The organism is Arthrobacter sp. Soil782 (genome assembly GCF_001428435.1).
Taxonomy (GTDB): Bacteria; Actinomycetota; Actinomycetes; order Actinomycetales; family Micrococcaceae; genus Arthrobacter_D; species Arthrobacter_D parietis.
Map to the genome: position 1 here is coordinate 348,639 of NZ_LMSO01000007.1, position 14,655 is coordinate 363,293.

Below are 14,655 nucleotides of genomic sequence, written 5' to 3' on the forward strand. Positions count from 1 at the left end.
TTGCAGGCGTTCTTTCGGTCAGCGCGTCGTGATCTTCAACGGTTCAATCCGCAAGGGCGTGGATCCCGGCCACACCCGGACACCGTTGCCCATATTGAACAGCTCGTTGGCCAGGACATCGACCCGTGTAACCGAACTGTCCTCGTGCTCGAGCTTGTGGACGCGTCTCTGATGCCAGTGCCCCGCGAAGAGGTGAGGAGGTTTCAACGCTCGAACCACTTCGTCGAGGAGGATCCGGGTTTTCTCCGCCCTCGCGATTACATCCGCTGGCAGTTTCAAGTCGATCTTCATAGGAACGGACGCTGGGGCATCATGAGTAATCAGAACGTTCACCGGCCCGCCTGCCACCAGGCGCTCAGCCTCTTCCTGGGTGGGCTCCTCGGTCGACCACCAATCGCGGCGCTCCTTGCGGTGCTTTTGATCCACGCTGTAGGCGCCACCAAGCCCTCCGATCGTCAGGCTTTCGATGACAGTGCGGCCGCCGCGGGGGAGGACCTTGATGTTGGACCGGAAGTGCGCCCGACCGTCGTCCTGTACCTCGAGCTTGGAGATCGTGTCCCAGTTGTCGTGGTTGCCCGGACTCACGATGAGCATCATTTCGCGTTCGGCCAAGGCCATATTGAGCTTTTTCTCGTACCTGCCGCGGTTCTTGCCCGGAAAGTCCAGTCCGAAGTCACCGACGTGGATGAGGGCCTGGGCACCAGCCTTTGTGGCGGCGTCAATACTGCCGAGCCCCCAGCCCAATGAACCATGCCAGTCCCCAAAGATGCCGATCGGTCGCGGATTGTCAGCCATCCCTTCAGACTAGGTATCTCGACTCCCAGAACCTGAAGGTCGACATCTCACTAGGGGGACACCACAAATGCACGTTTGAAGGGGCGTAATTTGGGTAGATGAAACATCGATCAGATCGCACGGGAGCTCGACTCGGCGCTTAGCCCGACCCTGGTTTGCACCCTTGACCGGCGCCCGGGATCGAGACCAGCCGACGCGGCCCAAAGGCCCAGAGCCCGGCCCGGAGTTCGTGCTGCGCCTCCGGTTCGCTCACGAGCAGTGGACCCTTCTCGCAGCTGGCGAAAGTGAAGACGTCGCCCAAGCCTGGTTCATCAGCGGCAACCCTAGATTCGGTGAAGGAACTGCGGTGACCGCGATCCGGAGGCTGGTTCCCTGTCGAAGAGCGGCCTCGCTCGGATAGGTATTTGGGCCAGGGCGACCGGTTGAAGATCGCAGATCTGCGGCTTGACCGGCGCGGGTGTTCGCATATCTTAGGGAACTCGGGCGGGCACCATCGACGGCCCATGAGTTATTAGACAAGAAGCGCAGTGCCTTTGCCGCATCCCGCTCATGGCCGTCCCTCGGCCAAGGCAGCAGACTTGGAAGCTTTGCAATGCCAGGCGTTACTGTTGGTCTGTGACACCAACCCCGACTCCTGAAGCCATTCCATCTGATGCTCCCAGCTTGGGAATGTTTTTGGATTTCATTGCATCAATTGTTGGTTCGACAGCGTGGCCTGCAGCGGTTGTAATAATCCTTTTAATATTCAAGTCGCAAGTTGGCAAGATAGCTGATGGATTCGCTAAGCGAATGGAAAATCTACGCAGCGCCAAGGCAGTAGGGGTCGAATTCGAATGGTCCGATCAAAAAGTCGAAAACCTGGCCAATAAAATAAGCGAGACGCACGCTGAAGGGCCCTCAGGGGACGCGACTGGTGCCACTTCTACAAACGATGATCCCGGTGAAGACTCTTCCGATACGCGGAGGGTGACCGACGAACCCCTTCATGAGTCGATTGATGCGCAGCGCGATACTGCGATTGAGCTAGCAAAAACCGCGCCTTTCGCCGGCGTTATTGCGATTTTCATCGAACTGGAACGGGAAGTCGGATCTCTCCTGACTGCACATGGGATTGAATGGAGGGGAAGTCCTTTGCTTGCTTTGAGGCGAGCAAAGGATATTCCGACAAACATAAAGAGTTTCGTCCAAGAGTTAGCCAGTTTACGAAACGCTGCCGCGCACGGCTTCAAGGACATAAGTTTAGATGCTGCAATGAACTATATTGAGGCGACATCCGAACTAGCCAAGGACATCAGTTCTATGGCGGCTCATGTGCGGATGGAGAGAGGTCAAGACTCTCTTTCGAACGGTGAAAATATACTAAATCAGCCTTAGTCGAAAGCCCTGCGCCTGAGAACATTACTCGATGACCAAAGCCATCTTGGAGCGAATTTCCTATCGAACACCGAGCGCCCTTACGCTCGGATCCCCACCAAGGAGTTCGCCGCCTGATAGCTGAACGCGCGTGGGTGCCTGCTTCCACACGGTTGAACAGCAGCGCCGCCATTACCGAACGAGGGCATAGGATCATTCCTGTTCGTGAGCCGTTGGTTGGGTCCCCAGGTAGAAGTCCAGTGTTAGTATTTGGCCGAGGAATGGAAAGCTATCTACAATCATGAACGGCCACACGGATCCCTGAACGGCATGACGCCAAAACGCTACTGGGAAAACTGGACGCAAGAAAACCAATTAGCTATCGCATAGGCGCTGGACTGCTAACGGGGCCCAACTAAGGAAGGGGCCGCGTGCTGGAGCGATTCGATGGTGCATGCTCAATATGACGTTCCAAAAGAGCCGATCACGACTCGGTTCCTTAGCCCTGACTAGCGGTTGGTGAAAGCCAGATCCCATTGGCTTGCGCGCGCCCTGTCTAGAAGCGATCGGGCCGCCAGCCCGAGAGATACCTGTCCGCCAGTTGGAAAGCTCCGTCGTCTCCCAGTGCTCTGCGCGCGTTACCTACGACCTCCTCTACGGCGGATTCAGATCCGAACACCTGGACGAGAAGGTCCCAAGCAAGACGATCCTCAGATCTGACCTGCCGGAGCCCACCGGTTGTGATCGTGCAGTGGACTTAAGCGAGTGCAGTACCGCTCGTAACAGAATGGGGTCGTCACTTGGCTTGAGCGGCGTTTTGCCTGTGACGGTCTGGACGGCGTCGTAGATACGCCAGGCGTCCCATTCGCGCGACGGCTCGGCTGGCGGGGTTTGCTGGAGGCGTGCGACAAACTCCTCATGGATTCGCGCTGCAAACGCTTCACTTACGAGTTTGTGCCCCGCGCCTTCGCGGTAGCCTACGCTGTGGATGAAGTCGAGCTGAGACGAGTACGTCTCGATGCCCTCGAGGATCTGCGCGACCAGCGCTTCTCGCTCTGCCTCATCCTCCATGCGGCGGAGGAGTCGAAGGACGACGCGGCCAACGGTGATGTCGCGGCGTCCGATGTCGAAGAAGCCTCGCTGTTTCTTCTCGGGAATGGCGTCGATGAGGTTCAGCAGTGTGATTGATCCTGGGACGATCATGTCGGTCGTGAACCTTGATTCGTAGGAGGTAAGGCCTTCGAGGACGGATTCGAGGTGCTCAGGGTCCAATCCAGTTAGATACTCCTTAAGCCCTGCTTCGTCGCTCAGACGTTCAAAGGCCTGCTCCGAGTTTCGGAACGCGACAAGTTCGTCTGGTGCGACTCGGTCGAAGTAGAGGTTGAGGAAGTCGACGTGGGCCATCCGGTGTGCGGTTCGCCAGGTGCTGAGCCAGCCGGGTCCATAGTGATTGTTCTCGATGTATTGCAGCGCGACTGGGAACACGCGGGTGAAGAGCGCCCGGATTACTTCGTCGTCGTCAGGGAAGTTCGCGAGCAGTGCAGCAATGGTCTTCTGGGCCCGTTCGTCCTTGCGCCCCATGATGTCGCGTGTGCTCGTGAGCTCGCTCCGAAGTTTCGATAGTTGCTGGATGAGTTCAGGACGGAAGACGCGAAGCGCCTCCATTGCGAGAAGGTCGACAAGATCGACTTCATTGCCGAGGCTCTTGATCGTTGGCCTGGCGGAAATTGCGTAACGCGTAACATCGCGCATGTTGAAAAACAGCGGGTCGATCACTTCCCAGTAGACGTCAGTCCATCGGTTGTCATCGAGTGTGGCGTTCGCAACGGGGGTGAGAATGCGATTTAGCTCTTCGAAGATCTGAGACCGAAGCAGCTTCTCCGGTGCCTGCGGCACATCGAAGCTGACCTGCACGATCTTCTCGAGGTATGCCCGTCCGGGGATGCCGTCTTCGGTGAGGGCTTGCTCCACGCGTTCTCTGTCGAAAGCCAGTACGTAGATGATGTTCGGAAAGCTAGCCGTCAGACGGACGAGTTTGAAGATCTCGCGGATCTCCACGGTGGTGAGGCGGTCGATGTCATCGATGACGACCACGATGGGTTGAGTGAGTGCGGCGAGCTCCATGGTAATTGCCTCCCTCACCTTCTTCGCGCTGTGGTCCGCGTTCGTCGTGCCGGCCAGCCCACTGAGCGCAGCTGCGGCCGCTTCTCCTGCGGCCGCTGCACCCGGGAGCGGAATGAACTGAGACACAGGTTTGAGGATGCCGGCGTACTGAGCGAGCCAGTCCGCAGTTTTCCCGAAGCGGCTCTTGTTGCGGACGTTGAGCTCTGCTCCGATCTCAGTGAAGAAGAAGTTGACGAGCTGGTTCGAGCCGGAGAACATCCAAGGGTTGAAGTCGACGACCGTTAGAGCGGGCTCGGTCTCAAACTGTTCGCGCATCAGGTTGATGAATGAGCTTTTGCCGTGCCCCCACGGCCCCAAGATGCCCACCACGAGTCCCTGGCTGGCGTCGAGTTCCCGGATCGATTCCGCGAAGTCGTGCGCAACCGGCGCACGCCCGAGGTCGTCTTCACCGGAGGAGGTGATTGGCGCGTCGATTGGAGGTTTCTCCTGGGGGCGATCGGTGCTCTTCATAGTGCTACCAAACCATATCCGCCTTGAATCTCGCGGGAGCGCTCGAGGCGCGCAAGCGTCGAAGTCTACACAAGTCGCACGACCGGACTGCGGCAGTTTCCTTTGGCCGGGACTTGCCGGGCGGTTCGAAGTCTCTTTTTCAGATTGCCGTATGTGCCGGATCGTGGTGGAGTTCCGCTTCAACGTTGAGGTCCCGACACTCCGGGACGTGCACAGGGCCGCGGGCTAAGGGCAGCTGACGCTCGTGTGGGCCTTTTCGGCAATGTTCAAGTACGAGGGACGAGAAACGCGGCGCCTTTACAGGGCTCACCAGGAGTGCCCGAACCGACTGGAGGCCCCGGCAAGAATTCGGTCGCATTCGTCCAAATGTCTGATGGGCGCTTCGTCATCAAAATAGCCGGTGGGGGTGATCAGCCACAGGATCAGGCTCTGCTCCGACACAGTCATGGCTCTTCGCCAGGTTCAACAGCTCGGGGATTACGGGAAGCAGCTCGCCGGCCGCGCTGAACTGGAACTCAGGGTAGAGAGCTGCTCCGTCGTGCTCGACCTTGAGGAGGTGTGATGCAACTCGTCCGTGCCGCACACCCTCGAGCTCTGCGCGAGTCAGGAACCGGTAATTCTTCATCACCTGGCGCCAACGCTGGGCTTTTGCCTCGATACTATGCGCCATTTGCGGCGAGATCTCGGCGTCGGTCATCGGATTCTCCTTCAAGCGGTGTCCCTGTCGGCTAAGGCTACCGCCGTGAAAGGGACGCGCAATGGGTCTTCAGACCCTCCTGACCTGCAGCCGTCACCCTTCGTGTCTAGGGGCGTCTAGGAATTCTGCCTTCGGCACTGTGTACACACCTGTGATGTCCATAGCGGACATCACAGAAGCATGGTCGCCGGCAACACCTTTGTGCTTGAAAGCCTGCCCATTGTTGGCAGCGTTGAGAGGTGTGCGCGAGATCCGGACAACTGTCCCGCGAATGACCTGACCTCCGCTGGCTCCAGGCGCTCTTCCGTACTCAAACCCAATTCACCTCAGAGGCGTGTGGCTGCCAGCTCTTTCACCCAATCAGGCGTTCTCTTGCCGAGCTTGCGGTCTGTTGTCACCCTGAGCCTGGCTGCGAGCACGCGCACGGTTTCGTCAACATTCTCGGGTGCGGGAATCGGCCTGGCAGCTAGCTCTATTACCCAATCGGGTGTCTTCTTGCCGAGCTTGCGGTCGGTCGTGGTCCGAAGCCTCGCGGCCATGATGCGAACAGCTTCCTCGTCCCGCTCGCGCCCAGATCTGCGCCTAGCGGCGTGCCGGCTCGTCATGTTGCCCACCCTGCCGCATCATTGGCGGCGAGCTGGAGAACCGGCCCAACGTCCCCTCCGTCGCGAAGCCACTCCGTCACCGTCCTGCCATTCAGCTCACCCGGAACGGCGGTCTGAAGCCACAACGCCCACGTCCAACTGTCATCGATTCCACTCGACAACACCGTGAGGATGGAGGATAGCCCGGGCAGTAGCTCACCGTTGTCTTGGAACTGCCAGACCGGGTAGATGAAGTCACCTTCAGCCGTAGGGCATCCGAGGATTGCTCGCGCTTCACGCCGTTCTTGGATCTCCCGGTAGGGGAGGCCCAGCCAACTCATTAGCCCGTCGGTGTCGTAGAACAGTCCGCACTTCTCCAACAACGCGTTGGCGGACCGACCAGTCATAGTTCGATGATCCGTATCTCTGCTGGCACCCACGGTAGACGGGGAGGCCGGTGCGTTAGCTCCTCGGGTGTCGGTTCGCCGTCCCAGGCGTCGATGCTGACGGCGGGCGTGGTGCGGCGGACTGTTTCAATGCCGTCACCTCTGATGTCGAGGGTGAAGAGAATCTCCTCGTTGAGCTGTACACCGGAAAATGCGAGGACGGGAACCGACTCCCCGTCCTTCCTGAGATCGTATACGGGCAAATGCCGGTACTCGGGAGTGGTCGCCGTAATCTGCGCATAGCGGGTAAGGAAGGAGCCAACCGCTGTGGCCTCAAAGCGGTAGATCGTTCCGCTGGCGGTGCGGATCCGCCAGTCCCCGTGCTCCGCTGCATGTATCTGCTCGATCATAGGGATAGCCTACGGCGGGAATCTACCAGATTAAGTTGTTCACAGGGGAAGATTTACTTCCGAGCTGAGTTTCACAAGTTTCACCTCCATTCACAACCTTCACCCCGAACGCCGAGGGTTGTGAGTTTGTGTGAGCGTTGTGAGTTTGGGCTACGGAACGAAGAGGTGACACATATGCGTTGGTAAGAGCGCATATGTGTCAGCTTGTGCGCAATCGCGATAGTTATTGGCTGCCGTCTACGAGGGCGTTTCTGGCGTAACGGCGTTAGCCCATACCCAGCCCTCGCGCTCGGTCTTGATGGTGGGTTCGAGGAAGCGAATCTTCACTGCTCGGTTGTTCCAGGCAAAGGCATGCGCTTTGAGGCGCACAGCTTTGGTGGGGTATCGGATTCACACGCTGACCCTGCGAGGTGTTGGAAAGTCCTTGGGTGGGTGGTTCTCGAGGTCGACCTCGATAGGGGTGAGCATCATGGGCTCTTCGCGGAGGATGCACCCTTCGATCCACCTGTCCACGTGCGCGGCTCCGTAGCGCTTGTTCTGACCCACCCATTAAATATAGAACAGATGTTCGATTAGCTGGGAAAGCACGGCGATTGTCTCACTCAGTCCTCAAGGGCTCGTGAGACTGTCGGGGTGAGACGACATATGAGACAGTTGCGCGCGGCGTGTCGAAGTCCGGAACAGGGGTTTCGGCTCTGTCCACCAACCTCTAGCTGAGGGGACTGCCTCATGACGCCGAGACTGGTATAAGCGCGCTCTTAATGCGAAACCGTACTCCAGCAAATTGATCGTATGGGTGCTGCAGTGCTCGGGCAGCCAGCGCTTCGCTCCAATTTTCCCCGTTTAGGATCTTGTCAGCTCTCGTCAGCGACAGAACGCCACAAACCGGAACGAAGGGGGTCGTCAGCTCCTGAGAAAACCCTGCGGCGATGAATCCGCCAAGCGGAGGGTCGTCCAGCCCTCGGTATGCGTTCTGAAAGACATGCACTCCTACAAGGGCCACGTAGTCTCGCCGCGGCCTAACTCGGTGTCTGTTTTTGCCTGAGCCGGAAGGATCAGAGCCAAGCGTTCGGATCAAGATGGACTCAGCGCCGCACCGGTTCGCTTGCATTCAACAGGCTCAATTCTGATCGGCGAGGGTTGCCTTCCCAATCCCCAGGAACCGTGCATGCGAAGGCACCGACACGAGCCGCCGTCGTCAATCTTTCCGTAGGCGTCGCTCCCCTCAGAAACTCCGATAAGTAGCCCGCAACGAAGGCGTCACCGGCACCAACGGTGTCCACAACCCTGACGGCGACTGCCGGCACTTGATAGTCAGCGCCGTCGATGTGGGCGACGGCTCCTCGCTCCCCGCGCTTCACTACAGCCTGTTTTGGGCCTAGATCGGTGAGTTTGCGGGCCAGCTCTGCGGCATCTTCGCCCTGTACGACGAGCCGGGCTTCGTCGTCGCCAGCAAACACGAGATCCACTTGGGTGATGATGTCCCGAAAGGCCATTCCCGCATCTTCCGCGGACCAGAGAGCAGCCCGGTAGTTGAGGTCGAAAGAAATAGGGGTCTCGGCCTCTCGTGCGCTTTGGACTGCGAACCGCACAGCTTCCGCTGCCGACGCGGACAGCGCCGGAGTGATGCCTGTGATGTGTAGCAGCTTGGCTGAAGCAATTTCTTCTACCGGAATATCGTTACGGTCCAGCTTTGATCCGGCGCTGCCTGACCGGTAGTACCAGACTTTCATGGCATCCGGTGTGCGGCGTTCTTTGATCATCAGGCCAGTTGGCGCGGTGGTGTCTGTGACGGCTTTGACCTGTATTCCCTCTGCATTTAGTTCGCGCAGCACGAGATCACCGAGACTATCTGCTCCGATTCGTCCGGCCCACATTACCGAGGTTCCGAGTCTGCATAGAGCGATTGCGACGTTGCTTTCCGCACCTCCGATGCCGAGGTCCAGGGAGGGGACGTGTGCGAGCGGCCCAGGTGTGGCTGCCTTCATCAACGCCATGGTCTCGCCGAAAGTGATGACGTCTGTCATCGCGCGCCCCTTTCCTGGGTGGCAGTGTGCACCGATTTGGTGATGAAGCGTGCCCTCTTGGTGAGCTCCAATAGATTTCCCCCCTTGAACGCATCTTGAAGGAGCGGCCCTCCAATACTGACCGCAACTGATCCTGCGGCGATCCATGCTGGGGCGTCCTCCATTTCGATTCCACCTGAAGGGATAATCGGGAGGTCTGGAAAGGGTCCCTTCAATTGCGCCAGGTAGCGTGTGCCGACCGTGGACGCGGGGAAAAGCTTGACCGCCGGCGCGCCGGATTTCCATCCGCTGAGGAGTTCTGTGGGGGTAAGTCCGCCTGGATACACCGGCACACCCCTTTTGCACGCAGCCGCCACAACTTCGTGGTTGACCGTCGGTGTGACTAGGTACGCCGCGCCGCGGTCGAGGCTAGCGATCGCTTCTTCGGCGCTGGTGATGGTTCCGACGCCGAGTTCGACGTCGGAACCGAACTTGTCTATCAGAGTTGGTAGCTGTTCCATGACGCCTGAGGTGCTCAGAGTTAGTTCAATCGAGCGCACGCCGCCTTGGGCCAGCGCCTCGATGACCGGGGCGTACTCCAGAGCATGTCTTGCCCGAAGGACTGCAACGACAGGGTTTTCCTTGAGTAGGGCCGAAATTTTCGGTTTCTTCACTTCGCTCATCGTGCGAGCCACCCTCCGTCCACAGGCAAAACCACGCCGTTGATGTAATCGGCGGCGCTGGAGGCGAGGAAGACTACCGCGCCGGAAATATCCTCCGCTTTTCCCCAGCGTCCAGCGGGTATGCGTGCTGAGATTTGCTCGCTCCGGTCGGCATCCGCGATCAGGGCGGCATTCATGTCGGTGGCGAAGTAACCGGGAGCAACGGCATTGACATTGATCCCCCGTGGGGCCCATTCGTTGCACATCGCCTTGGTCAGCTGGGCGACCGCGCCTTTGGATGCCGCATATGCCGGGACGCGTAGCCCGCCCTGAAATGACAACAGGGAGGCGAGGTTGATGATTTTTCCGCTACCGCGTTCCAGCATGGGCGGAGCGAATCCTTTGCACAGCTGGAACACAGCACGGGCGTTCACATTCATGACCGAGTCGTAATCCTCCAGCGGGAAGTCTGTGGAGTCGTGCCGGATCTGCGTACCCGCGCTGTTCACCAGAATGTCCACTTGAGCAGTCGACAGGGCACGAGCGATCGCATCCGTGATCGACTGCTCGTTTGATAAGTCGACTGCGATGTCCTCAACTGTCAGTTGTCGTGCGGATGCGAGGGCTGCGAGGTCGGCCGTGATTGGGCCGCGCTGCAGCGTGATGACATTGGCGCCCGCGTTTAGAAGACCTTCTGCGATGCCTTGTCCGATGCCTCGGGACGCCCCAGTGACTACTGCCGTCTTTCCAGTCAAATCGTATGTATTCACGATCTCACTTCCTCACTCGATGGGCTGATCAGTACCTTGAGGATGCCGCTGGCGGACATCGCCTTGTCGAAGGCTTCCGTTGTGCGGGCGAGGTCGAAGACTTCGACGGGAAGGCGGCCCAGCTGCAGGACTCCGCTTTCCAACAGGTCAACCGCCTTTTCTACATCTGCACGGGTATAGACACGGACGCCGACCACGGTGTTCTCGGCGAATGCTAATGCTTGCAGGTCGACCTCAACCGGCTTTTTGTAGACACCGACCAGCACCACCGTTCCCCGAATCCGGACGGCCTTGGCCAATACTGCGGCGACGGCAGGGTGCGCGGCTGAATCGAAAACAACGTCAGCGCCGGCGTCACCGGTCGTGGAACGGATAGTTTCTACCGGGTCCGCTCCCGCCCGGACTGTTTCAAAACCCAGTTCTTCGGCGACGAGCCGCCGTTCCTCACTGGGCTCTGATATGAGGATTCGACCTGCTCCGGCGTTTTGTGCCACCAGCGCGGTGAGAATGCCGATCGGTCCTGCGCCGAATATCATTACGCTTTCGCCGGGTGTGAGACCGGAGCGCGACACGGCGTGTACTGCGACCGCTAGAGGTTCCGCCAGACCAACTTCCGTGGCAGGAACATCCGCACTCACGGGGATCAAAGACGACACCGGCAGGGCGACGAACTGCGCGAGCGATCCCGGCTGGTCAATGCCAAAAAGCTTTAGGTTCTGACAAACATGAGAGTTGCCGTTTCTGCACGGGACACACGTGCCGCAGCTGATGAGGGGTTCCACCGTAACCCTGGTGCCCGCAGCGGGTCCTGTGGCCCCTGCGGTTTCGACGATTCCCGTGATTTCGTGTCCCATGATCAGGGGTGCTTTGGCCCGGGGGTGTGTGCCGTGAAGGATTGAAAAGTCGGTACCGCACACCCCCGTGTATTCGACACGGACAAGTGCCCAGTCTTTGGGTATCGCTGGTACCGGTACGTCCCGAAATTCGATTGTGTCCGTCGCTGTCCAGACGGCCGCCGGCATCACGTCCTGCGCCACTGTCATCTCACTGCCTCCCCGGTCAATGCATCTGCGTTCAAGATGTTTTGCGGCGCGCGGCCAGCGCAGTACTCCACCACGTTCTCGATGGTCCGACGCTTCAACTCGCTGTACGACTCCTCGCTGTACCAGGCAACATGTGGTGTCAGTACGGCGTTGTCCAGCCCTGCCAGCGGGTCATCGGCGGACATAGGCTCATTCTCGAAAACGTCGAGTCCGGCACCCTTGAGTTTCCCGGATCGCAGGGCCTCGACCACTGCGGAGGAATCAACCACACCTCCCCGGCAGGTGTTGATCAGAAGCGAACCGTTCTTGAACTTTCGTAAAGCGGCCCGGTCAATGAGATGGTGCGTTTCCTTGTTCAGGGGAACATGCAGGGAAACGATGTCGGCGATGCCATACAGTTCGTCAAGGTCGATTACCCGAACGTCACCCTCGGTGGTGCTACCGACTTCCAGCGCTGGATCATAGCCGACAACTTCAAAGCCAAGCCCTTTGGCCTTTCGTGCGGTGGCGGCACCAATGAGCCCCAACCCGACGACGGCGAAAATCCTGGTATTGAATCGGTGCAGCGGCTGTACCGGAGCCAGCTCGTGTCTGCCCGCTCGGGTCCGCCGGTCGAATTGCACAATGCCCCGGCTGAGAGAAACAGCCAAGGCAATCGCGTGGTCGCTGACGTCTTCGGTGCCGTAGTCCGGAACGTTGCACACCGCCACATTGCGGCGGCTCGCTGCTTCCACATCCACGGTGTCCACGCCCACGCCGTAACGGCCGATTGCCCTGACGCTGGGCAGCGACTGAAGCACATGATCGCTAATCGGCGCGTACTGGACGATGAGCGCATCGGCACCGGCTGCCACGGCAATGACATCGTCCTCCGTCCGGCACTGCTTCAGCTCGAGGTTTACCCCGTTCGCATGGGCGACCGCCAACTCTTCCTCGATTCCGGCATGGTCGCAATCGGTGATGACTATCTTCATATCGCTGAACCTCTCGTCGCGGGTGTCTTGACACTTTTTCCGTTCGATGTAAGGTTTATCACAAAGAAAACCGGTTTTCTAGACGCGCACTTCTCATCCACCGATTTTGAAGGGGACCATTAATGTCCACGATTCAGTCCGTCACCGCGGATTTATACCGGGTGCCGCTGCCCGTGAAGCTGACCGATAGCATGCACGGCGACATGGACGACTTTGAGTTGATTACAGTGCGCATCCGCGACGAGGATGGCGTCGAAGGGCTCGGATACACGTACACCGTCAACGCCGGTGGTGCCGCGGTCGCAGTGATGATTAATCGCTACATGGCGGACACCTTGGTCGGTCAGGACTCGACACAGATCGAACGGCTCTGGGAAAAACTGTGGTGGCAGCTGCACTATGCTGGCCGCGGCGGGCACCAGACCTCGGCAATCTCGGCGATCGACATCGCCCTGTGGGACCTTCAGGGCCGCCGGCTGCAGACCCCGCTATGGCAGCTGTTCGGCGGTTACGATCCCAAGGTGCCGGTCTATGCCGGCGGGATCGACCTTCAGTTCACCCTCGACCAACTCCTGAAGCAGACCGACGGCTTCCAGGAGGCCGGCTTCCGCGCAATCAAGATGAAGGTCGGGCGGCTCAATACCCGCGAAGACATTGAGAGGGTCGCCAAGATGCGCGCGCATCTTGGTGACGATTTTCCGCTGATGGTGGATGCAAACATGCGCTGGACGGCGGATCGGGCGATCACCGCGGCCCGCGCACTGCAGGAATTCAACCTGATATGGCTTGAGGAACCGATCATCCCCGATGACCTGCCCGGCATGAGGAGAGTCCTCCGCGACGGAGGCATCCCCATCGCCGGCGGTGAGAACCTTCACACCCTTCACGAGTTTCGTGCCGCTATCGACGCCGGTGCCCTGAGCTATCCGGAACCTGATGTGACCAACTGCGGCGGCTACACCGTCTTCCGGAAGATCGCATCACTGGCCGAAGCGCACAACCTACCGGTCACAAGCCATGGTGTTCATGATCTCACCGTCCATGCCCTCGCGGCAGCACCCAACCGCACCTACATGGAGGCACACGGGTTTAGCCTCGAGCGCTACATGACGAACCCGATGCCGATCGTAGACGGCTTCGTCACCGCTCCGGATACCCCTGGACATGGCATCGATCTCGACTTCGCCGCGCTCGAAGAGCACCGTGCATAATTCACCATCCATCACCACCTAAGGAAATGAACCAGATGAAACAGCGTCGTTTTTCTTCACCAGCAACAGCTCTCGCCTCTGTCGCCCTGCTTGGGCTTACTGCCTGCACCGCGCCACTCGACTCCCCCGGAAGCGGCGGAGGCTCCGGGAGCGCAGAGCCCGGGGCGGCTTCCCAGGTGATCGAGAGGGAATCAGAAGAGACTTGCACCAACCCAACCCCCAGCGACACGCCTATCTCCGAGATGGTCATCGGGTTCTCGCAGTCCGAGAACGAACAGAACCCGTTCCGCGCCGTGGAAACAGCGTCCGTGCGGCAGGCTGTTGAGGAAGCAGGAGCCGAGTTGGTCTACACCAACGCCAACAGTGATCAGGCGAAACAGCTCAGCGACATACAGTCGATGATCAATCAGGGCGTCGACGCCCTGATCGTCGCCCCCATCAGCGCAACCGGTCTGCAAAGCGCCTTCGCAGCTGCACAGGAACAGGAAATCCCGGTCGTCACAATTGACCGCCAAACCGAGGGAACACCCTGCGAGGACTACATCACCTTCATGGGCTCGGACTTCTATGAGCAGGGCGTGCGTGCCGCCGAAGCCATGGTCGAAGCAACCGGAGGAGAGGGGACCATCGCCGAAATTCAGGGCGCACCGGGTAGCGACGTCGCAACACTGCGCACCGAGGGATTCAGTGACGAAATCGCCGAACATGAGGGCCTCGAAATCGTTGCCCAACAGACCGGCAACTGGTCCACCAGCGAAGCGCAAGAGGTGATGGGGCAGATCGTTTCCGCCAACCCGGAAGTCGACGGCGTATACACGCATAGCGACACCATGGCCCTCGGGGCCCTCACCGCCCTGAACAATTTTGGGAAGGTCCCGGGCGAGGATGTGCAGATCGTCTCAATCGACGGCACCGCTGATGCTGTGCAGCATGTCGCGAGTGGGGCGATTCACGCCGTCGTTGAAACGAACCCGCGCTTTGGTCCGGCGGCTATCCAAGCGCTTCAGGACTGGTTCTCGGGTGAAGAGGTTTCTCAGGAAATCATCATGAAGGATGCCCTGTACACCGAGGAGAACGCTCAGGAAGCGCTCGATTCGGGCGCTGCCTACTGATTGTCCGCCTCCCCGTAC

General features: G+C 59.3%; 15 protein-coding genes and 1 pseudogene. 4 read left to right on the forward strand and 12 right to left on the reverse strand.

All coding sequences use genetic code 11. The features are described from left to right. Positions 1-18: 18 nt before the first annotated feature. Positions 19-795, reverse strand: coding sequence for a metallophosphoesterase family protein (locus tag ASH00_RS09160; protein ID WP_056547672.1), 777 nt, complete (start codon positions 793-795; stop codon positions 19-21). A gap of 615 nt (positions 796-1,410) precedes the next feature. Between ASH00_RS09160 and ASH00_RS09165 the strand changes: the two genes are divergently transcribed. Together ASH00_RS09165 and ASH00_RS16430 are read left to right on the forward strand one after the other, a co-directional pair. Continuing rightward, positions 1,411-2,169: a hypothetical protein gene (locus ASH00_RS09165; protein ID WP_157359067.1), complete on the forward strand. Its 759-nt coding sequence runs from the start codon at positions 1,411-1,413 to the stop codon at positions 2,167-2,169. Between the two features lie 246 nt (positions 2,170-2,415). Next, a pseudogene (locus tag ASH00_RS16430) lies at positions 2,416-2,538 on the forward strand (integrase core domain-containing protein); the annotation flags it as partial. 264 nt (positions 2,539-2,802) lie between these two features. Here the strand turns inward: ASH00_RS16430 and ASH00_RS09170 are convergent. From ASH00_RS09170 to ASH00_RS09215, 11 genes are all read right to left on the reverse strand, one after another. Next, positions 2,803-4,782, reverse strand: a complete 1,980-nt coding sequence (locus tag ASH00_RS09170; RefSeq protein WP_056547677.1) for a KAP family P-loop NTPase fold protein — start codon at positions 4,780-4,782, stop codon at positions 2,803-2,805. A 388-nt stretch (positions 4,783-5,170) separates the two neighbouring features. Next, complete coding sequence (locus tag ASH00_RS09175; protein ID WP_056547680.1) at positions 5,171-5,479, reverse strand: hypothetical protein; 309 nt, start codon at positions 5,477-5,479, stop codon at positions 5,171-5,173. A 326-nt stretch (positions 5,480-5,805) separates the two neighbouring features. Beyond that, positions 5,806-6,084: a hypothetical protein gene (locus ASH00_RS09180; protein WP_157359068.1), complete on the reverse strand. Its 279-nt coding sequence runs from the start codon at positions 6,082-6,084 to the stop codon at positions 5,806-5,808. Further along, on the reverse strand, positions 6,081-6,470 hold the full coding sequence (locus tag ASH00_RS09185) for a hypothetical protein (protein WP_056547686.1): 390 nt from the start codon (positions 6,468-6,470) through the stop codon (positions 6,081-6,083). The genes ASH00_RS09180 and ASH00_RS09185 overlap by 4 nt, the downstream gene beginning before the upstream one ends. After that, positions 6,467-6,859, reverse strand: coding sequence for a hypothetical protein (locus ASH00_RS09190; protein WP_056547689.1), 393 nt, complete (start codon positions 6,857-6,859; stop codon positions 6,467-6,469). Before ASH00_RS09190 ends, ASH00_RS09185 begins: the two co-directional genes overlap by 4 nt. Before the next feature lie 390 nt (positions 6,860-7,249). Next, positions 7,250-7,405, reverse strand: coding sequence for a hypothetical protein (locus ASH00_RS16675; RefSeq protein WP_157359069.1), 156 nt, complete (start codon positions 7,403-7,405; stop codon positions 7,250-7,252). 539 nt (positions 7,406-7,944) lie between these two features. After that, positions 7,945-8,886 (reverse strand): sugar kinase, encoded by a 942-nt coding sequence (locus ASH00_RS09195; protein ID WP_056547692.1) that lies wholly within the window; start codon positions 8,884-8,886, stop codon positions 7,945-7,947. Further along, a complete protein-coding gene (locus ASH00_RS09200) occupies positions 8,883-9,548 on the reverse strand; it encodes a bifunctional 4-hydroxy-2-oxoglutarate aldolase/2-dehydro-3-deoxy-phosphogluconate aldolase (RefSeq protein WP_056547695.1) in 666 nt (221 codons plus the stop codon). The genes ASH00_RS09195 and ASH00_RS09200 overlap by 4 nt, the downstream gene beginning before the upstream one ends. Beyond that, entirely contained in the window at positions 9,545-10,297 is a 753-nt protein-coding gene (locus ASH00_RS09205) for an SDR family oxidoreductase (RefSeq protein WP_056547698.1), read from the reverse strand. Before ASH00_RS09205 ends, ASH00_RS09200 begins: the two co-directional genes overlap by 4 nt. Next, a complete protein-coding gene (locus ASH00_RS17110; RefSeq protein WP_056547701.1) occupies positions 10,294-11,340 on the reverse strand; it encodes a zinc-dependent alcohol dehydrogenase in 1,047 nt (348 codons plus the stop codon). The genes ASH00_RS09205 and ASH00_RS17110 overlap by 4 nt, the downstream gene beginning before the upstream one ends. Continuing rightward, positions 11,337-12,314 (reverse strand): C-terminal binding protein, encoded by a 978-nt coding sequence (locus ASH00_RS09215; RefSeq protein ID WP_056547704.1) that lies wholly within the window; start codon positions 12,312-12,314, stop codon positions 11,337-11,339. Before ASH00_RS09215 ends, ASH00_RS17110 begins: the two co-directional genes overlap by 4 nt. A 122-nt stretch (positions 12,315-12,436) precedes the next feature. Between ASH00_RS09215 and ASH00_RS09220 the strand changes: the two genes are divergently transcribed. Then, a complete protein-coding gene (locus ASH00_RS09220) occupies positions 12,437-13,525 on the forward strand; it encodes a mandelate racemase/muconate lactonizing enzyme family protein (protein ID WP_056547708.1) in 1,089 nt (362 codons plus the stop codon). A 35-nt stretch (positions 13,526-13,560) separates the two neighbouring features. After that, the gene (locus ASH00_RS09225; protein WP_082566028.1) at positions 13,561-14,637 is read left to right on the forward strand and encodes an ABC transporter substrate-binding protein; all 1,077 of its coding nucleotides are present in this window, start codon (positions 13,561-13,563) and stop codon (positions 14,635-14,637) included. Positions 14,638-14,655 lie beyond the last annotated feature (18 nt).